The organism is Paenibacillus sp. FSL F4-0097 (assembly GCF_038593125.1).
Lineage (GTDB): Bacteria > Bacillota > Bacilli > Paenibacillales > Paenibacillaceae > Paenibacillus_AQ > Paenibacillus_AQ odorifer.
In genome coordinates this window covers 145,991-166,191 of the sequence record NZ_CP151965.1, presented here as the reverse complement: position 1 = coordinate 166,191, position 20,201 = coordinate 145,991, and the positions used below count along the sequence as shown (strand labels likewise).

19 protein-coding genes are annotated in these 20,201 nt (G+C 46.8%); 1 reads left to right on the top strand and 18 read right to left on the bottom strand.

What is annotated here, in order from left to right; translation table 11 throughout:
* Positions 1 to 40: 40 nt before the first annotated feature.
* From MHH86_RS00805 to MHH86_RS00760, 10 genes are all read right to left on the bottom strand, one after another.
* Positions 41 to 991 (bottom strand): ribose-phosphate pyrophosphokinase, encoded by a 951-nt coding sequence (locus MHH86_RS00805; protein ID WP_036687083.1) that lies wholly within the window; start codon positions 989 to 991, stop codon positions 41 to 43.
* Between the two features lie 26 nt (positions 992 to 1,017).
* Positions 1,018 to 1,845: a histidinol-phosphatase HisJ gene (gene hisJ, locus MHH86_RS00800; protein ID WP_076224850.1), complete on the bottom strand. Its 828-nt coding sequence runs from the start codon at positions 1,843 to 1,845 to the stop codon at positions 1,018 to 1,020.
* A 13-nt stretch (positions 1,846 to 1,858) separates the two neighbouring features.
* Positions 1,859 to 2,572: a bifunctional phosphoribosyl-AMP cyclohydrolase/phosphoribosyl-ATP diphosphatase HisIE gene (hisIE, locus tag MHH86_RS00795; RefSeq protein WP_036687080.1), complete on the bottom strand. Its 714-nt coding sequence runs from the start codon at positions 2,570 to 2,572 to the stop codon at positions 1,859 to 1,861.
* Entirely contained in the window at positions 2,569 to 3,327 is a 759-nt protein-coding gene (gene hisF, locus MHH86_RS00790) for an imidazole glycerol phosphate synthase subunit HisF (RefSeq protein WP_036687077.1), read from the bottom strand. The genes hisIE and hisF overlap by 4 nt, the downstream gene beginning before the upstream one ends.
* Positions 3,328 to 4,439: 1,112 nt before the next feature.
* Positions 4,440 to 5,177 (bottom strand): 1-(5-phosphoribosyl)-5-[(5-phosphoribosylamino)methylideneamino]imidazole-4-carboxamide isomerase, encoded by a 738-nt coding sequence (hisA, locus tag MHH86_RS00785; RefSeq protein WP_036687075.1) that lies wholly within the window; start codon positions 5,175 to 5,177, stop codon positions 4,440 to 4,442.
* A 147-nt stretch (positions 5,178 to 5,324) separates the two neighbouring features.
* A complete protein-coding gene (hisH, locus tag MHH86_RS00780; protein WP_036687074.1) occupies positions 5,325 to 5,942 on the bottom strand; it encodes an imidazole glycerol phosphate synthase subunit HisH in 618 nt (205 codons plus the stop codon).
* A gap of 1 nt (position 5,943) precedes the next feature.
* On the bottom strand, positions 5,944 to 6,552 hold the full coding sequence (gene hisB, locus MHH86_RS00775; RefSeq protein ID WP_036687073.1) for an imidazoleglycerol-phosphate dehydratase HisB: 609 nt from the start codon (positions 6,550 to 6,552) through the stop codon (positions 5,944 to 5,946).
* Positions 6,539 to 7,849 (bottom strand): histidinol dehydrogenase, encoded by a 1,311-nt coding sequence (gene hisD, locus MHH86_RS00770; protein WP_036687064.1) that lies wholly within the window; start codon positions 7,847 to 7,849, stop codon positions 6,539 to 6,541. The genes hisB and hisD overlap by 14 nt, the downstream gene beginning before the upstream one ends.
* A 38-nt stretch (positions 7,850 to 7,887) precedes the next feature.
* Positions 7,888 to 8,526, bottom strand: a complete 639-nt coding sequence (hisG, locus tag MHH86_RS00765; protein ID WP_036687062.1) for an ATP phosphoribosyltransferase — start codon at positions 8,524 to 8,526, stop codon at positions 7,888 to 7,890.
* 69 nt (positions 8,527 to 8,595) lie between these two features.
* Complete coding sequence (locus tag MHH86_RS00760; protein WP_036687060.1) at positions 8,596 to 9,813, bottom strand: ATP phosphoribosyltransferase regulatory subunit; 1,218 nt, start codon at positions 9,811 to 9,813, stop codon at positions 8,596 to 8,598.
* Positions 9,814 to 10,093: 280 nt separating this feature from the next.
* Between MHH86_RS00760 and gntK the strand changes: the two genes are divergently transcribed.
* Positions 10,094 to 11,623 carry a gluconokinase gene (gntK, locus tag MHH86_RS00755; protein ID WP_342479774.1) on the top strand — a complete coding sequence of 510 codons (1,530 nt, stop codon included), beginning with the start codon at positions 10,094 to 10,096 and terminating at the stop codon, positions 11,621 to 11,623.
* Positions 11,624 to 11,695: 72 nt separating this feature from the next.
* On the opposite strand, the gene MHH86_RS00750 is transcribed toward gntK, so the two are convergent.
* The 8 genes from MHH86_RS00750 to MHH86_RS00715 all read right to left on the bottom strand — a co-directional run bounded on the left by MHH86_RS00750 (position 11,696) and on the right by MHH86_RS00715 (position 20,155).
* Positions 11,696 to 12,853, bottom strand: a complete 1,158-nt coding sequence (locus MHH86_RS00750) for an acyltransferase (RefSeq protein ID WP_076272828.1) — start codon at positions 12,851 to 12,853, stop codon at positions 11,696 to 11,698.
* A 111-nt stretch (positions 12,854 to 12,964) separates the two neighbouring features.
* Entirely contained in the window at positions 12,965 to 14,173 is a 1,209-nt protein-coding gene (locus MHH86_RS00745; protein WP_036687056.1) for an acyltransferase, read from the bottom strand.
* 293 nt (positions 14,174 to 14,466) lie between these two features.
* Entirely contained in the window at positions 14,467 to 14,976 is a 510-nt protein-coding gene (locus MHH86_RS00740; RefSeq protein ID WP_170914218.1) for an acyltransferase, read from the bottom strand.
* On the bottom strand, positions 14,973 to 15,629 hold the full coding sequence (gene ppaX / locus MHH86_RS00735; protein ID WP_036687051.1) for a pyrophosphatase PpaX: 657 nt from the start codon (positions 15,627 to 15,629) through the stop codon (positions 14,973 to 14,975). The genes MHH86_RS00740 and ppaX overlap by 4 nt, the downstream gene beginning before the upstream one ends.
* 5 nt (positions 15,630 to 15,634) lie before the next feature.
* Positions 15,635 to 16,666: a prolipoprotein diacylglyceryl transferase gene (gene lgt / locus MHH86_RS00730; RefSeq protein ID WP_036687048.1), complete on the bottom strand. Its 1,032-nt coding sequence runs from the start codon at positions 16,664 to 16,666 to the stop codon at positions 15,635 to 15,637.
* 12 nt (positions 16,667 to 16,678) lie between these two features.
* On the bottom strand, positions 16,679 to 17,617 hold the full coding sequence (gene hprK / locus MHH86_RS00725) for an HPr(Ser) kinase/phosphatase (protein ID WP_036687047.1): 939 nt from the start codon (positions 17,615 to 17,617) through the stop codon (positions 16,679 to 16,681).
* Positions 17,618 to 17,827: 210 nt separating this feature from the next.
* Positions 17,828 to 18,949, bottom strand: coding sequence for a sn-glycerol-3-phosphate ABC transporter ATP-binding protein UgpC (ugpC, locus tag MHH86_RS00720; RefSeq protein ID WP_036687044.1), 1,122 nt, complete (start codon positions 18,947 to 18,949; stop codon positions 17,828 to 17,830).
* A gap of 111 nt (positions 18,950 to 19,060) precedes the next feature.
* Positions 19,061 to 20,155, bottom strand: coding sequence for a helix-turn-helix domain-containing protein (locus MHH86_RS00715; RefSeq protein WP_036687042.1), 1,095 nt, complete (start codon positions 20,153 to 20,155; stop codon positions 19,061 to 19,063).
* Positions 20,156 to 20,201: the final 46 nt, after the last annotated feature.

Sequence of the window (20,201 nt, the reverse complement as noted above, 5' to 3'; positions counted from 1 at the left end):
TACAACATCTTTTTTGACAAAAAATAAAAAAGACGGGGAATTAAATTCCCGCGTCTCTAAATAGCTTATCGATTGAACCACCCTCAAGGATGATGTGCGTAGCCTGGGCAAGCATCGGTGCAACAGATAGTACCGTAAACCGACTTGAATGGTCATCAGGCAGTGCAATAGAATCTGTCGTAACCACTTCCTGAATAGAAGGATGGTCAAGCCGCTGTAGCGCGGGCCCTGAGAATAATCCGTGCGTCGCGCAGACAATACTGTCCTTCGCACCTCTCTCCTTCAGACCTTCTACCACATTCACAATGGTCGTCCCAGTATCGATCAGATCCTCAATAATGATTGGTGTCCGTCCCTCGACATCACCAATCACATGAGTGATTACCGATTCATTATGGGCTGGACGCTTCTTGATCATAATGGCAAAAGGTGAATCCAGCTTATTCGCCAGCTTCTCAGCCATAGACGCACGCCCTGCATCCGGGGAAACAATGACCAGATCAGACATTGCCTTGGCTTTCAAATGGCTGCTGATCAAATCGAGTGCAGTCAGATGATCGACCGGAATGTTGAAAAAGCCTTGAATCGCCGCTGCGTGCAAATCGATGGTGATTACGCGGGTTGCTCCAGCGGTCGTCAGCACATCAGCCACCATCTTAGCCGAGATCGGCTCACGAGGTGCGGACTTCCGCTCCTGCCGAGCATATCCATAATACGGCACAATAATGTTCACTGTGCGAGCTGAAGCCCGTTTGGCAGCATCTATCATCACCAGCAGTTCCACGAACATCTCATTAATGGGATGCGAAAGGGATTGCACCAAAAATACGTCGCAGTTCCGGATGCTTTCTTCGTAATGAACGTAAATCTCGCCGCTCATAAAGCGGGTCAGCTTTATCTGCCCCAATTCAACACCAAGTCGCTCCGCAATATCAGCCGCTAACTTTGGATTCGACGAACCGGAAAAAATACGTAATTGTTGATGATGCATAATACCCTCCTGCGGATTATAAATTATTATAGTTTGAACTGAACAGTGGTACGGCGGCGTCCCTCAAATACAGCCAGCTCACGAAAACCAGTGTGCCAAAGCATGCTACGCGCCTCTTGCAGCCCGTCCCCCAGCTTGGCAGGATCATGTGCATCGGAGCCTAATGTCAGCGGTATGCCGAGCTTTAGGGCCTCCTGTAGCAGGTGCTCCGCCGGGAACATCTCAGCGCAAGGCTTCGTAAGTCCGGAAGCATTCAGCTCCATGGCGATTCCGCTATCCGCTATAACCTTTAAGGTCTCTAGCTCCAGCGCCTTCACCTCAGCCTTGCCCTCCGGTGTTTGTGGACCATAACCGAACCGTTTAATAACATCCATATGTCCTATAATATCATATAATCCCGATAACGCCGACTTCTTTACCGCATCGTAATAAAGACGATATACCTCTAGCGCATCTTTGCCTTCCCAACCATGAACCTGGCGATGATCCGTTATATCCCACTCCCCAAGAAAATGCACAGAACCTATAAGATAATCCCATGGATACGGTGACAAAACCTCGCGGATTTGCTCTTCGTAGCCTTCGATATAATCGGCTTCCAGCCCCACCCGCAGATCTATGACTCCACGGTAACGCTCCTTTAGGGTTAGACATTCCTCCACGTAACGAGGCAGCTCAGCCATTGGCATAGCCATTTCAGGATAATAGCTGGCGGGATCTACGTGGATAAGCGGCAAGTGGTCAGATAACCCCAGCTGCTGAAGTCCAAGCTCTATCCCGCGCTGCACGTACTCCTCAAGCTTACCCACGGCATGGCCACAGCGTTCATGATGCGTGTGGTAATCAATATGCATCACTCAGTCCCCCTTAGTACTGATCCCGGCGTGGGCGTTCGTGACGGGTACTCAACTCTTCCATAATCTCATCCAGTGGAAGCTTACGTTCTTGTAGCAATACCAACAGATGATAGATCAGATCGCTGACTTCAAGGCGCAGCTCGGCGTTATCTTTATTTTTGGCGGCAATAATGGTCTCGGAAGCTTCCTCGCCTACCTTTTTGAGGATCTTATCCACGCCTTTATCAAACAAATAAGTGGTATACGCGCCTTCCGGGCGTTCTACTTCCCGCTCAGCAATCACACGCTCCAGCTCACCAAGAACAGCAAAACGCTCACCATCTGTCAAACTAGACACTGGTTTCGAGGCATCTGTTGTTGGGTTATTCAAAGGAATCTCACGGAAAAAGCATGACGTAGCTCCAGTATGGCAAGCTGGTCCTTCAGGCACAACCTTCACGAGTAGTGTGTCGCTATCACAATCATAGGATATGGAGGTAATAGCTTGTGTGTTGCCTGAGGTTCCGCCTTTATGCCAAAGTTCGCTGCGTGAGCGGCTCCAAAACCAAGTCTGACCACTCTCCAGTGATAGCTGTAACGATTCGGAGTTCATATAAGCAACCATCAGTACCTCTAAACTGCTAGCATCCTGAACAACCGTAGGCACCAGACCGGCTTCATTCCAGCGAATGCCTGCCAGAGCTTCTTTTTGGCTTATTGTTGTATTCTTTTGTGTTTCGCTCATCGGATTTCTACCCCTTTTTGCTTCAAATCTGCCTTTAAATCATTAATTGCAATCTCTTTATAGTGAAAAATGGTCGCCGCAAGTCCCGCATCGGCTTTCCCTTCCGTAAATACATCGTAAAAATGCTCCTTCTTCCCAGCGCCGCCAGAAGCAATCACAGGAATGCTGAGCAAATCGCATACTGCCGAGGTTAGCTTCAGATCGAAGCCGTCTTTTGTGCCATCTGCATCCATACTAGTGAGCAAAATCTCGCCTGCGCCCAGCTTCTCAGCTTCTTTAGCCCAAGCCAGAGCACGGATGCCCGTGGGCTTACGCCCGCCATGAGTGTACACTTCCCATTCACCAAAAGCCTCATTATATTTAGCATCTATCGCTACTACAATACACTGGGAGCCAAATCGGCGAGCGCCGTCCAAAATTAACTGAGGATTAGTGATGGCTGCCGTATTAATGCCGATTTTGTCTGCGCCTGCACGAAGAATCCTTTTCATATCATCAGTTGTAGAGATCCCTCCACCCACTGTAAAAGGAATGGCAATCTCACCGGCGGTCTGCCGCACAACCTCGATCATCGTTGCTCTACCTTCTACGGAAGCCGATATATCTAGAAACACAAGCTCGTCTGCGCCCTCGCGGTCATACAGTGCCGCTAGCTCTACCGGATCTCCAGCATCACGCAGATTCACAAAGTTAACGCCTTTGACTACCCGTCCATCCTTAACGTCAAGACAAGGGATGATACGTTTTGCTAACATTATGAAATCCCCCTTTCTTTAAAAAGCGTTTCAAACGCCTAAAGTGTGTCGGTCCCCCTAAAGCTCTCTTAGCCCAGGGGGAGCCCAAGGGCCGCTGCCCTCTGGTAACCTTGATTGTTGACATGGGCGAATCATAACCCATCCGGCTGAACCATAGCCCACACGGCTGAACATGTGCTATGATCGCTAACCCCTTCGTGGCCGCTTCCTTGACCCATAACACCTTCAAGTTCCGCGGTTTTGACCCTTATGTGGTCGGAAGAGCTCGCGCCACCTGCAAGCCCACGAGTATTTAGTTGCACAACGTGCAGTTATTTTATCAGCCTTTTTGCAAGCCACTCTTTTAACTGCATTTCGTACAACTAAATCTGAGGATGAGCTTATAAATCAACTCATCTCTGAGTTATAGCTGCACGAAATACAACTAAATTAGCTAATCAGCTCTAAATGTGAAAAATAGCTGTATAAAGTACACTTAAATCATCATCCGAGGAAAAATACCCTTCCCGCCGCCTAATTACGCCTATTGTAGCAGATTGTGCAGCGGGTTTTAGCCGATAATCAGCTTAGTTCAACATTCTATTGCACTCAGTGCAATAGAATCGAACTCATACCCTCTAGTTGAGCAGTGTGTTGCATTTCGTGCAATAGTTTCCTGTAGAATCCACGAAAAGGAGATTTTTAACCAGTTTTGATTGTACAAAGTGAAACACATTAGCTAGTTGGGTTTGTTGCTTTATTGGTCAGCTGGTTTGTTTTAGCTCTTTTGTTGCTTTGTTGTTTAGCCCTTTTGCTGGTTTACTAGTTTGTTCGTTTAACTTTTGCTAGTTTGCTTCTCTGGGCGTTCATTTAATTATTATTAGTTACTCATTTACTGTTACGTCTATTTCTTTTATCCACTGCTCATTGGATTGCTCAACTGTTGTCTTTTTGTTCATTCGCTCGTTTATCGATCAGTTTTTGTGATTTAGTGATTTGTGTTCACTACGTTACTGTTAAGTCTATTTCTTTAACCCACTGTTGGTTCTGTCTGTTTCATTGATCCACTATTCCTTGGCTAACCCATGTCGTCTTTTGTTCATCCGCTCATCAATTAGCGCGTTCGCCCAACGCTACTTCTGCCCAAGCGCTCGCAAAGCTTCAGAAAGATCAATATTGCCCGTGTATAACGCCTTGCCAACAATAGCTCCACCCACACCGCTGCCGCTGTGCACGTTCAGACGCAACAGATCATCAAGACTGGTGACTCCGCCGGAGGCGATCACTGTTTTACCGCTGGCTTGCGCCATGGACAGGATACCGTCCACGTTCGGCCCCTGCATCATCCCGTCTCGGGAGATGTCGGTGTAAATGAACGTCTCGGCTCCTTTTGCCGCCAATTCTTTGGCAAGAGCTTCAGCACGAACTTCGGAAGTGTTCAGCCAGCCGTGTGTCGCAACATAACCGTTGCGCGCATCAATGCCGATCGCTACTTTATCGCCGTATTTTGCCAATACCTCTTCGGTAAAAGCATGATCGTTAATCGCAGCAGTACCAATAATAACGCGGCTAACGCCAAGTCCGAGCAATTTCTCTACGTCCGCAAGATTGCGAAGACCGCCGCCCACCTGCACAGGAACGTTAGCATTAGCAGCAATAGCACCGATGATCGCATCGTTCACAGGATGACCTGCTTTCGCACCATCTAAGTCCACCAAATGAATGAACTTTCCACCTTGCTCTTCCCATGATTTTGCCACCTTTAGTGGACTATCATTGTATATCGTTTCCTGATTGTAATCCCCCTGCTGCAGCCTGACGCACTTTCCATCCCGGATATCAATCGCCGGATATACAATAAAAGAAGACATTTGGCGCTCCCCACTTTCGTTACATTATATTTATAGCGTGGCTTACGCCCGCTCTCTCTTAATCTTCAAGTATAAACGCCTTCGTCGTCCTTATAAGGACGGTAAGCGTTTAAGCGAGAAATATAAGGATAAAGTGTATTGTGAAACTTATACTTTCTTATATTTCAAAAAATTACCCAACAGCTTGATTCCCAGCTCTCCGCTTTTTTCCGGATGGAACTGCATACCGAACACATTATCTTGCCCGACAATAGCCGTGACTGGGTAACCGTAATCTGTGACAGCCAGCAGATCACTCTCTTTTGCTACAAGCGCGTGATAAGAGTGGACAAAATACACATGCCCCTCCTCAAGGCCAACAAAAAGCGGATTCTCCGGCTGTCTAAAGCTGAGCTTGTTCCACCCCATATGCGGCACCTTATAGCCATCTCTAGGAGTGAACCGCACCACTGAACCCGAGAGAATATCTAGCCCCTCATGGCTGCCATGCTCTTCACCGGTGCTAAACAACAGCTGCATGCCAAGACAGATCCCAAGCAGAGGCTGCTCTCCAGCGGCTACCTGTTTGACGACAAGATCCAAACCATTCTCCCGCAAATGCCCCATCGCATCGCCAAATGCACCGACACCTGGCAGAATGACACTATCAGCAGCGAGAATTTGCTCGGCATCACCCGTCACTACACACTCATAACCGAGACGTTCTACCGCCTTGCTCACACTGTGCAGGTTGCCCATGCCATAATCGACGATTGCAACAGTCATCCTACAGCACTCCCTTCGTAGAAGGCACACCCTTCACACGTGGATCAATCAAAGTTGCCTCATCCAGCGCCCGTCCAAGCGCTTTGAATACAGCCTCAATCATGTGATGAGTGTTAGAACCGTAGTGTACGATAACATGCAACGTAATCCGTGCTTCGAGCGCGAACTTCCACAGGAACTCCTGAACAAGCTCCGTCGAAAAGCTGCCTACCTGCTGTGAAGGATAGGTTGCACGATATTCAAAGTGCGGGCGATTGCTGATATCGATCACAACCTGCGCCAAAGCCTCATCCATCGGTACAAAAACACTCGCATAACGTTTGATTCCTTTTTTATCACCCAGTGCTTCGTGCAGCGCCTGCCCTAGGCAGATCCCAATGTCTTCAACCGTGTGGTGGTCATCAATCTCGATGTCTCCACGTGCCTGTACAGACAGGTCAAATTGTCCGTGCTTCGTGAACAGATCCAACATATGATTCAGAAAAGGAACATCCGTCTCCAGCTCTGAAACTCCACTTCCATCTACATTAAGAGACAACTTTATATCCGTCTCGTTTGTTTTGCGGCTTAATCCAGCTTGGCGCAAGGCCTGTTCGTTATTGTTCTCCATATCCGTCTCCACCTTTTCCTTCGTTCTTGAGTCGAATCTCAATGGCTCGTGCGTGGCCTTCTAACCCTTCGCGGCGTGCCAGCTCTATAATGGTCTTCCCATCACGCAAGAGTGCTTCCTTACTGTAATAGATCAGACTTGATTTTTTAATAAAATCATCCACATCCACTGGTGACGAGAAACGTGCGGTCCCATTGGTTGGGATAATATGATTTGGCCCGGCAAAATAATCACCCACGGGCTCGGAGCTATACGCTCCCAGGAAGATGGCTCCAGCATTCTCAATGCTGCCAACGAGGCCCATAGGATCTTCGACAACAATCTCCAGATGCTCTGGTGCCAGTCTATTCACTACGGAGATCCCTTCCTCCATAGATTCCACAACAATGATCGCGCCGTAATTCTCTACGGAAGAACGGGCGATCGCCTGACGCGGCAGTTCTTGCAGCTGACGCTCCACTTCGGCCGCCACGCTATCCGCCAGGCTCTGCGATGGCGTGACCAGAATCGCCGAGGCCATCTCGTCATGCTCGGCCTGCGAGAGCAGATCCGCTGCGACATAGGCCGGCTCAGCGGTCTCATCTGCCAGCACGACAATTTCGCTGGGACCCGCGATACTGTCGATATCCACGGCGCCATATACCTCGCGTTTAGCCAGCGCAACGTATATGTTGCCGGGCCCACATATTTTATCTACCGGCGCTATGCTCTCCGTACCAAAAGCCAAAGCAGCTACCGCCTGTGCTCCGCCCACACGGTAGATTTCATTAACACCTGCTTCTGCAGCAGCAACCAGGATGTAAGGGTCAATCCCTTCTTTGCCGCCGGTGGATGGCGGAGTCACCATGACGATCTCCGGCACACCCGCGATCTGAGCTGGGATCACGTTCATCAGCACCGAGGAGGGATAAGCTGCTTTGCCACCAGGTACATATACCCCTACCCGCTTCAGCGGACGAATAATCTGCCCCAAGATCGTGCCATCCGGCTGCAAGTCCATCCATGAATTCCGTTTCTGTCTGGCATGGAACGCCCGGATATTGGCTGCAGCCGCTTGAATAGCGGATACGAAAGATTGCTCTACTCGGCCATATGCTGCCTGAAGCTCTTCCGGGGTTACCCGCAGCTGATTCGGCGTAAGTACGACCCGGTCAAATTGCTCCGTATAGCGAAGAAGCGCCGTGTCTCCTTCTTTTTTAATGGCGGCCACAATTTCCTTTACCGCCTGATTTTGCTCTGGCGTACCATACTCCACTTCCCGCTCTAGCTTAAAGTCCTTGCTCGACACAACCTTCATCGCTGGTTCCTCCCTTTACCCCTAACATCTGTTGCCGCCTACCGCAAATTAGGTTGCCCTATAACTGCCTGTAGTCGGTCACACAGTTGCTGTATCTCTTCATTTTTCATCCGATAGCTCACACGATTCGCCACCAGGCGGCTTGTAATTTCGAATATACTCTTCATTTCGATTAATCCGTTGTCCCGCAGCGTTTGCCCGGTCTCTACCATATCCACGATACGATCGGCCAGACCAATTAGTGGTGCAAGCTCGATGGATCCATTCAGCTTCACGACCTCGACCTGTTGGCCCTGCTCCCTAAAATACCTTGAAGCTACATTCGGATATTTCGTCGCTACACGCTGCTGAATCCCCGGCTGCCAGTTCGGCAATCCGATGATAGACATCCGGCAGCGGGCAATGCCAAGATCAAGCAGCTCGTATACATCACGATCTTCCTCCAGCAAAACATCCTTGCCCACGATCCCAATATCCGCCACGCCATATTCTACATATGTAGGTACATCTACTGGTTTCGCCAATATAAACTCCATCCCTGCCTCAGGCAGTGGAATAACAAGCTTGCGTGATGCCTCACCGTCCGGTGGAATCGGAAGACCTGCCTGGCGGAACAGCTCAGCAGCCTTTTCGTAAATCCGGCCTTTTGGCATAGCCACCTTCAATATCTGTGCCATTGTTAAGTTGCCTCCTTTTCCATCTCCATGCAAAATTTATGTTAATCGCTTTTTGTACTAGCGATATCCTCAGCCATGCTCACTTACAAAAGATACGAATGTATAGATTTCACCGTACCGTACACCCTCTGCTTCAACCGTGTCCGTATCCAAACGCTTCACCGTTTCAAGCTCTTCTGGACCTGCAGCAAGTCTAGTAACGACTGCATGACCCTCTGACCGCAGGCGTGTTGCCTCTTCCAAGCCTTCTTTTCTGCGAATCGCATCATATTGGATCAAAATAGGCAGCTCTTCCTCTTCGACCACTCCAGTTACACCATCCAGGATGCGATTCGTTTTTAAGGAAAATCCTGTGGATGGGATCGGACGCCCAAACTGTTGCAGCAGATTGTCGTATCTACCACCGCTGCATACCGGAAATCCTAATTCCGCTGCATAACCTTCAAAAGTCATGCCTGTATAATAGGAAAAGTCCCCGATCATCGTCAGATCAATCAGTACATGCTGTGATACGCCGTAAGAGACCAGCACCTCCCACACCTTGCACAAATGATCAATCGAATGACGCGCGAGCGGATGATTGCTCAGCTCTAGCGCCTGTCCACAAATCTCCTTGCCTCCGCGCAGACGCAGCAGACCATCCAGTTCGTTCTTCTGCGCTTCTGTAAGATCCAGCCGCCGTAAAGTCTCCCGGAAAGAAACATAGTCACGGCCCAGCAAATGACTTTTCAGCTCCTCTTGAGCCTCAGGCAGTTCAGGAAGTGCCTCTTGAAATAACCCATTCAGAAAGCCTACATGCCCCATAGCGATCTTAAAAGACTTCACACCCGCGGCTTGCAGCGAAGAAATAGCAAGCGCCACTACCTCCGCATCGGCCTCTGGTGAATCATCACCTACCAGCTCTACACCTGTCTGGAAGAACTCCGCTTCCCGCCCCGCTTCTTCCTCAATAGCACGGAATACATTCGCGTGATATGACAGACGCAATGGCAGTGGCTCATCCTTCAATAGAGAGGCAACAACACGGGCAACCGGGGCAGTCATTTCTGATCGAAGCACCAAAGCCTGACCACGATTGTTAAGTAATTTATAGAGCTTCTGGTCGGACGTAGAGCTAGCCACGCCAACTGTATCGTAATATTCCAACGTTGGAGTCATCATTTGCTGATATCCCCAGCGACTCATGCAATGCAGTACATCGTTCTCAATTTTGCGTAATTTCGTTACGGCCCGGGGCAGATAGTCCCGAACGCCAGACGGCTTCTCAAATCCCTTTGGTTTGGACATCTTCATTGTTCACCTCGTCAGTTATCATTAGATACTGTTTATGTTTACTTTACTATGGTAAAGTGGTAGCAAATTAAAGTATTTTCAATATCGTATCATGTTCACTGCTTTTTCGTCAATCAAACCCTTAGTCGAGCGTTTGGCATTTTCTTTATTTTTGCCTCCCCGCTTATCGAATACTATAATGAGCTAATACGATTGTACTTCATAATTTTGTAATTGGTGTTCTAAAAATATACTTTCACCTAGAAAGAAGGGCTAACGCTTGACTAAATCCTATATGATTGGCGTTGATATTGGTACTACAAGTACAAAGGCAGTTCTCTTCGAGGAGAATGGAGCCATAGTTTCACAAGCGAATATGGGTTATCCCTTGCATCAACCCTCCCCTTCTATAGCGGAGCAGGACCCAGAGCAAATCCTAGGTGCAGTCTTTCATACCATCTCTAATGTCATGCGGCAAAGCGCCGTAACTCCAGATAAGATCCTATTCGTCTCTTTCAGTTCAGCCATGCACAGTGTCATTGCAATTGATCAGCTAGGTAAACCACTTACTGCCTGCATCACTTGGGCTGACAACCGTAGTGCCGGGTCTGCACTTCGCCTGAAGAACGAGTTTAACGGACATGAGTTGTATTTGCGCACAGGAACGCCTATTCATCCTATGTCACCGATTACCAAGCTAATGTGGCTTCGGGAAGAGCAGCCTGAGTTGTTCCAACAAACCTATAAATTCATTTCTATAAAAGAATACATATTCGCTCGGCTGTTCGGCGAATACATCATTGATCATTCCATTGCCTCTTCTACAGGCATGCTCAACCTTGAACTTTTGGAGTGGGATAAAGAGGCCCTGGAGATAGCCCATATTTCACCAGATCAACTCTCACGGCTTGTTCCCACCACAGAGATCATGCAAGGCCTGCTTCCCGGTCTAGCAGAGGAGCTGTTACTGCTCCCGGCCACACCTTTTGTCGTAGGAGCCAGTGATGGCGTCTTGTCCAACCTTGGCGTAGGCGCGATTAAACCCGGTGTAGTGGCTGCTACGATTGGAACAAGCGGAGCGATTCGCACCGTAGTGGAACACCCGCTTACCGACCCTAAAGGACGGACCTTCTGTTATAACTTAACCCCAAAACATTGGGTGATCGGAGGACCCGTTAATAACGGCGGTATGTTGTTCCGCTGGGTACGGGATGAGTTCGCTGCTTCTGAAGTCGAAACCGCCAAACGTCTTGGCATTGACCCTTACGAGGTTCTAACTCGCATCGCGGAACAAGTTCCGGCAGGTAGCGGTGGTCTTCTGTTCCATCCTTACTTAACTGGTGAACGGGCACCGCTGTGGAATCCTGATGCTCGTGGCTCCTTCTTCGGCCTTTCTATGAATCACCATAAGGAGCATATGATTCGCTCGGTACTAGAAGGCGTAATTTTCAATATGTATATGGTTCTGCTGGCTATGGAAGAGCAAATCGGGCGTCCTAGCAAAATTCTGGCTACAGGCGGCTTCGCCCGCTCCTCAGTCTGGCGGCAGATGATGTCTGATATTTTTGATCAAGAGGTCATCATTCCGGAGAGTATCGAAAGTTCCTGCCTCGGAGCAGTAGTGCTTGGTCTTTACGCAACGGGCCGTGTGGACTCCTTCGATGTTGTATTCGACATGATCGGCTCAACTTACCAGCATGATCCGATTGATGAACATACCAAAGTGTACAAGCAGCTGCTGCCGATTTATATTTCCGTCTACCGTAGTCTGGAAAGCCAGTATCAAGCTATTGCGGAGTTTCAGCGGGAACAAGCTGGAGAATAGAGCAAAAAATAAAAAGCGCCGGTCAACCCGCACATACGGGAGACCGACGCTTTTATATTACCTAGCAGTAAACTATGCGCTTTGGGAACCTGTTTTAGCTTTCTTTGGTGCGCCTGATCCGAAAATAATCCAAGACGCAGGCACATACCGGAAGACGAGAGCCACTGCCAGCCATGAGACCAGCAGCGCAACAAGCCATCCTCCTGCAATCGCTGCGATGTACGCAAGAGAACCCCCGTGAAACGGTAATTTTCTATAGAAATATAGCAGCATAGGGTGCAATAGATAAATCCCGAAGGAGCATGCTCCTACGGATACCAAAAGTCTTGTCAGCAAGCTACGACCCGCTCCATAGAGCAAGAAGGAGATTTGCAACAGCACCACACAAGAGAGTAGCGCATGCAGATTAGAGAAACCCTCATACCATAAGCTGTTGATGACAGTTTTTTTCGTGTAGTTGTTAAACCATAGCTCAACATGAACAACCCCTGCTACAATCCATAACAACCACAACGTAATCCAAACCGGACCTTTACCGGCGCGCCAGCCTTCACGTGAAGGCACTAGCCATTTTTTCAAAGAAGAATAATACACCGCAATCCCAGCACCCAGCAGGAAATACGAGAAATAAGTAATCGCCAGACTCCCCTTGGATAACTGCCAATACCCATGATTGGTCATGTATTTATTCAGCAGCACAAAACCCCACTGTAGTAATAACCCGATCAGCGGCGCCCAAGCCGCCAGATGACGAACCTTTTGCAAGCACCACAAAATAAGCGGAAATAACACGTAAAACTGAATAATGATAATAATATAATACAGATGCGTATATGCCGTTCCTGTCCATAAATACTTCCATAGCTTAGAAGCCATCTCCCCCGGAGGTAAGCCCCAAGTATTCCCGGCATTCATTTTTAACGCAAAATACAGCAGTGAAAATACTACATAAGGCACAATAATATAAAGCAGCCTTCTAGAGTAGAACTTTCCTAGCGTTTTGCCACCCAGCGGACGGTCAATATAGTTATAGAAGAGCACGAACCCACTCAAAAATATGAATGAAGGTACGGCGAACTGGCTGAATTTATTAATAAATAAGAACGGATGAAACATGTTTGTGCCTAGTGTCTCCGCCAACGTTCGTGAAGTAGCATGAATAGCCAGCACTGCAAAAATAGCAATCGCCCGAAAAATATCCAGCTGCGGAATTCTTTCTTTTTGTCTCATAATCTTTCCTCCTGTTAAGCTCCGCATCGAAGTGATGCCTTTTTAATCAAGTATTATGAAGGCTACCTTCCCACGTTTAAGCGTGTGCGTGTATGAGACCTTCTTTTAACGTTATTTCTCCTGCTGCACGAATCCCTTTGCCCGTTCCTCAGGGATATAACCTGACTTTTCCTGCGGACTGGACTCCAAAGAGCGAGGCACGCTTCCAAAAATAATCCATGATCCCGGAACTCGCCGGAAAGCAAACTGCACAATAAGCCAGCTCCCTCCCAGTGCGACCACAAGCCCTCCGTAGATGAACAAAACATATGTTAGCGACTCTAGGGGAATATGATATCTGAACCTGCGATATACCGCCAGCAATAGCGGATGAATCAAATATATCGCAAAGGAGAGTTCACCCAAACGAGTAAAAAAAGCAACAATCCCGCGAGGAGCCTTACGATAGATCAGAAATGTAGCATACAACAGAACCAATGCTGATAACATCGTATGGACATTCCATAATAGCTCGTACCACAACGAATCCGTCCACACCCCAATATGGCGGGCCACATACCATAGCTGCACATGGATAAAGGCAGCAATTAACCACCCGCTCACTAATAGGGCAGTCCATCCTTTTTGCTTGGCAGTTAGCTGCCTCCATGGCTTCATCAGCCACGTCTTCACCTTCTCAAAATGAATTGCGATATAAGCACCCATCATATAATAAGCCAGATAAGAGATCGCCAAGCTCCCTTTTTCAACAATGTGCAGTTCGTATTTATTCCAGAAAATAAACCCCCACTGAAGTGCCAATCCGAGTGGAATCGCCCATTTTATTAAAAAGCGGGAACTCTGGAGTAGCTTAAGCAGTACTGGAAAAAGCAAATAAAACTGAATGCTGATAAATACAAAATACAAATGCGCATATGCGGAACCTGAGAATAACGCTCTAATAAAGCTGTACAGGTTGCCACCGAGGTTCTGGGTCAATCGTCCGTTCACATATAAGGTTAGTGCGTAATAGCCCATAGAGGCTAGCAGATAAGGCAATAAAATATACTTTAATCGACGACGGTAGAAATTAATAATCAAGTTGCGTGTCACAGGGCGCCCATAATAATTATAAAACAATACAAAGCTGCTCAGAAAAATAAATGAGGGCGTACCGAATTTAAAGAAAATGTTGATCCAGTTCAGCCAGTAATAATAAGGTGAATGCAGTGCCTGCTCTCCAGCGGCAAAGGATGAGGAATGCACATGCAATACGCCTAAGATCGCTAATGCTCTGAAGATATCCAGCTGGGGCAGCCTTTCCTGTCTCGCAGTGTTCATATTATATTCCTCTTCTCTACTATGATGGTTGTTCATAGAGACGCTAAGCGGAATGTGGAAACTGAAAATACCAGGAAGCCTGCACCTGCTGATTTTACATTCTGATATTTGAAGCTGAATGCCTAGCGTGGGATTCGCCTTATCACTAACGCTAATTATATCGAATGTATCTGTTCTAAAAACTTAAGAAGAACTTAAAGTTTCCTTAATAATCTTCTCTAAGACGCAAGAAACCCTGCAGAACCTGCGCTAAAAAAACGCAATATGTAACTGCAGGGTTAAAAAAGCATCGTTTACACTTGTTCCGCATGTTCTTCCGTTGAAGAGGGGCGCAGCTCTCGCAGTGGATTGCCTCCGACAAAAGAGCCAGCTGCCACATTTTTGTGCACCACGGAGCCAGCAGCTATAACTGCCCAATCTCCAATGGTTACACCGGGAAGAATCGTTGTATTCGCGCCGATCAATACATTTTCACCGATCACCACTTCGCCCAGGCGATATTCCTTGATCAGATACTCATGCGCCAGAATCGTCGTGTTATAACCAATAATAGAATTCTCACCTACCGTTATTTTCTCCGGAAAAAACACATCCACCATTGCCATAAGACCAAAAGCCGTGTGTTTACCAACCTTCATCCCCAGCATCCGTCGATAGATCCAATTCTTTAACGGTAGAATCGGACAATAGCGGGCAATCTGAATAAAAATAAAGTTGCGGACACCCTTCCAAGGGCTGACCGTACGGTAAATATACCAAAGTGAGTTATGACCTTCTACTGGATAACGGGTTACGTTTCTCACGATTCATTCGTTCCTCGCTCCATTATTTCTATAATATCCTTCATGTTATGGATGATAAAGTCCGGATCATACTTGCGGAGCGTATCCTCGCCCTTCAAAGACCAAGATACTCCAACAGCGTATACACCGGCAGCTTTGGCTGATTGAATATCAACCGCACTGTCACCTATCATTAAGGTTTTACGAGGATCAACGCCAAGGTTTTTGACCGCTGTCAGAACGGGCTCCGGATGTGGCTTTGGTTCAGTAACATCGTTCACAGTCACAATCGTATCCATGTACTTAAGCAAATCGAACCTTTCCAGAGTCTTGATCGTTGTTGGACGGATCTTAGTAGTTACAATCCCAAGTTTGATCCCACGACGCGAGAGCTCCTCAATGGTCTCCTTTACAAGCGGGAAGGACCGCACTAACTCATCATGATGCTCATTATTATAAGAACGATAGGACTTTTCTAACGTACCATTTACATCCTCTAGTCCAGAGAATACTCTCATCTGTTGCTGAAGGGTTGTTCCCATATGCGGAATTATCTCTTCTCTGGTCAGTGGAGCCAGACCATTGTCCTTCAGCGCGTACATAAATGAACTAATGATTAGCTCATTCGTATCGACAATCGTTCCATCCAGATCAAAAAGAACGCATTCTATCATAAGTTTTACTGCTCCTTCTTATCTCCATCCGCTGGCTGTCCTTGCTCAGGTTGTGTTCCTTGACGAGTTTTCTGCGGTGTATTTACTGCGCTTTCTGGCACTACAGTATCTGCTTGGATCGGTTTAGTACATACGATAGGGTCAGAATAATGTGCTTTAGGCTCTCCGGTTACTCTGCGAATAACGATCAGCAATATAGCTGCCACAATAATCAGTAGAGAAAGCAGCTGAGAAATACGAATATTACCATAGGCAGGATCCAGATATCCTTGTTCAAAACCTAACCATTCCATCGGACTCCATAAGCCATTTATAAACGAAGCCAGTCCTGCACTTCCGTTAAAAGCTAAACTGTCAGTACGCACAGCCTCGATGAAGAACCGACCGATGGAATACCATATAAAGTAAGACATGAAGATTTCTCCAGCACGTACAAACTTCTGACGACGGAGAACCATCAATAACGCAATCCCTAGTAAGCTCCAAAGAGATTCATACAGGAAAGTCGGATGATGAAAAGCATCCCCTATGTACATTTGATTAACGATGAAGTCAGGTAAATGCAGTTTATCCCGTAAAAAAGATTCCTCAACTACGCTGCCGTATGCCTCTTGGTTGACAAAGTTTCCCCAGCGGCCAATCATTTGACCCGCCAGTAGTCCAGGTGCGCAAATATCAACAATACGCCAGAAAGGGTAACCCTTATAACGGAAATAAATAATTCCGCAAATAATCGCTCCTATTAATGCGCCGTAAATGGCGATGCCGCCATTCCAGATCTTAAAGACGTCTATCAGATTTTGCTTATAATCGTCCCATTTAAAAGCTACAAAATAAATCCGTGCCCCTATAATTGCCGAGGGTACACCCAGTAGCAGCATATCCATAAAGAATTCTTGCGGGATTCCGAACCGTTTGCCCTCGCGGATCGCAAGAAATAATCCCGCGAGTGCACCGACCCCTAGTATTAACCCGTACCAGTGTACAGGCAGTGATCCAATTGAGAATACAATAGGATCTATTGCTAATGGGAACATTGTCTCACACTCCTAATCGAGATCGTCCATATCCTCAGATATGGTCGCAGTTAACTTATTCGTAAACTGCAGGGCTGCATTAAAGCCCATTTGCTTCAGGCGATAGTTCATCGCAGCAACCTCAATAATAACGGCAAGGTTACGTCCTGGACGTACAGGAATGGTTACAAGTGGAACATCGGTATCAATAATCCGCGTCGTTTCCTCATCAAGTCCAAGCCGGTCATACTGCTTGTCTTGCTGCCAAGCCTCTAATCTAACGACAAGTGTAATCCGTTTATGATTACGGATAGCACCCGCACCAAAAAGTGTCATTACGTTAATGATACCTACTCCGCGAATTTCCAACAAGTGACGGATCAACTCAGGGGCTGTACCATGCAGCTGGTTATCTGAAGTCTGGCGGATTTCCACGGCATCATCAGCGATCAGTCTATGTCCACGTTTTACAAGTTCAAGGGCTGTCTCACTCTTACCAATACCACTACTACCAGTAATCAGCATACCTACACCATATACATCACAGAGTACACCATGAATCGTTGCTGTAGGGGCTAATCTCCCTTCTAAGAAGCTCGTCAAACGGCTGGAGAAAATAGTCGTAGCCATCGAGCTACGAAGCACAGGAAGTCCCTTTTCATTACTTATATCAATTAACTCCTGTGGCACATCCAAACTACGGGTAATTACGATACAAGGTGTATTGTCATTACAGATTCCACGAAGCCTACTTTTACGTTCAGCTTCAGGCAGCATGGAGAAGAATGCGAGTTCTGTCTTACCTAATAGTTGAACACGTTCTTCCGGATAATATTCGAAATAACCAGCAATCTCTAGTCCAGGGCGATTCAGGTCATCGACCGTAATAGGTCGCTTTAGACCTTCCTGGCCGGAAATAACCTCTAATTGAAAATGTTGTACCAATTCAGATACTTTTACTTTCTTAGCCATGTAAATTCGTCCTTTCGTCACCTGCGGTATATGTCCGCTTACTGCGTCCGGTTGACAGCGATCTCATTACAATTCCGGAGGTAATTCTCCTGCTATCTTAATTGATAACGCTTGTGAATGCAATCTTAACGCCTATCCATTACGACCCTAATTAAACAATAAAGCCACCCTTTCGGGTGGCTTTATCAAGAGAGAAAAGATCCTGCGATCTTATCCCAACAGAATGTTAACTTCGGATTCTTTATCGAAGAAGTGAACTTTGTTCATATCGATAGCCAATTTTGGCTTGCTGCCTTCGCGAGTAGTGGAACGTCCATCTACACGAGCGATTACAGTAGATTTACCAAGGCCGCTCAAGTAAAGGAGCATTTCGTGACCAAGGTTTTCAGTTACATCAACCAATGAAGTAAAGATTGTGTTCGGGGAAGCTTCCAAGAATACTGGCTCTTCATGGATATCTTCTGGACGAACGCCCATAATTACTTCTTTGCCAATGTAGCCTTTGCTGCGGATGATTTGAGCTTTTCCGCCTGGTACTTCAACATCAAGGTTCTCAGCACGGAAACGGACAGAACCGTTTGCTTCGGACAAAGTACCATTGATAAAGTTCATTGTAGGGGATCCGATAAATCCAGCTACGAACAGGTTAGTTGGTTCATTGTACAACTCTTCAGGGGAAGCAGCTTGTTGAATGATACCATCATACATAACTACGATACGGTCACCCATTGTCATAGCTTCTGTTTGGTCATGCGTTACGTAGATACAAGTGGTTTCAAGGCGTTTAACCAGTTTAGTGATTTCAGCGCGCATTTGACCACGAAGTTTAGCATCCAAGTTGGAAAGAGGCTCATCCATCAAGAAGACTTGTGGATCACGTACGATAGCGCGTCCCAAAGCTACACGTTGGCGTTGACCACCGGAAAGTGCTTTTGGTTTACGATCTAGCAAATGCTCGATATCGAGAATTCTAGCAGCTTCACGTACTTTCTTGTCGATTTCATCTTTCTTCACTTTACGAAGTTTCAAACCGAAAGCCATGTTTTGGTATACGCTCATATGCGGATACAGGGCGTAGGATTGGAATACCATCGCGATATCGCGGTCTTTAGGTGCAACGTCGTTGACTACACGATCGCCAATGTACATTTTACCTTCGGAGATTTCTTCCAGACCAGCAATCATACGCAAAGTTGTGGATTTACCGCAACCGGATGGTCCAACCAATACTAGAAATTCCTTATCTTTAATATCAAGATTGATATCCATTACTGTTGCTTTATCTGAACCCGGGTATTTTTTGAAAATATGCTCTAAACGTACGCCTGCCATTGTATTTCCCCCTCGAGTTAATTATTGATTAATTGAAAAATTCTTTTTTCCTTGTACATTTATATTACCCTAGACGGGACACGGTGGCTATTTGTAACGTTCACAAAAAACCTATTTCCTTTTCGTCACTTTATACAAAAGCATAGTAAGCTTCACAATAGCAGCGTCCCCAAAGCTACGCACATCGGCACCCGTCTCCTGCTTTATCTTGTCCAGACGGTATAAAAGCGTGTTGCGATGAATATATAGCTTCTTGGCTGTTTCACTTACATTACAATCCATCTCAAAAAACGTCTCCAGAGTCATCAGCATTTCTTTATCTGATAATACGGAAGAATAGTCGCCAATCTGTCCAAGTAACTGTTTACGCCGTGCATCAGGAATGCTGTTAACCAAACGTTCCAAATGCAGCTCCCAAGGTAAATGAATATATTCACCCACTTGGAAAATTCGTCCGAGTACAATAGTCTCTCTCAGCAAGGCCACGGATCCCGTCAATCCCTTAACAGGAACGATAGCCGGAGCTACAGCCAAATGGAATACACCTACCCATTCGCTGGCTATCAGTTCGTGTAAGCCCATGCTTGTCTGAGCCAGAATTTCATCTACGCTCTCTTCTTCCTCATCCTTATCATCTCCGCCCGTGAGTAATTCCTTCCGGGCCAATATTAACCATTCTTTTTCTTGAAGAGGTATAAGCAGAATTTCATTCTCAAAATAGCTGCGCAACAGCTTCATTAAGGAACGATAAGTGATCTGCGGGCTATGTGCATTCTCACTGCTAAGTAGGAATGGAACCATATCTCCGAATAAACGTCCCTTTAGAGCCATCTCATCGGGTATCTCAGAGTCATTTTTCTCTTGCTCCAGTTCGGTGTTCAACCAGGTACCCAGCTGCCGAGCCTCCGCTTCCCCTTCTTCTCTAACCCCAGTAGCTTTTAGTGCAATTGCAAAGTTTCGAACCGCATAATTCACTAATTGTATTTCCAAAGAGTTAAGTCCATCCAATTCCACCCAGACAGCGGTTACACGTCCATCAGTCTCATATAATGGTGCCCAAAGATGACCCTCATGGATTACCGGCTGTTCTTGTGCTTCCAATCCCAGGCTAAAAAGAGAAGCTGAATGTTGCCTCCCTAACTGCTTGATTCCGGTTTTCTTTCCGGTGAGCTGCTCTAACTTTTTCCGCAATGTTTCGCTATCCATAGTCACCATACTCCACCACTTTTGCTCTTTTCGCCTATTTTAGCAT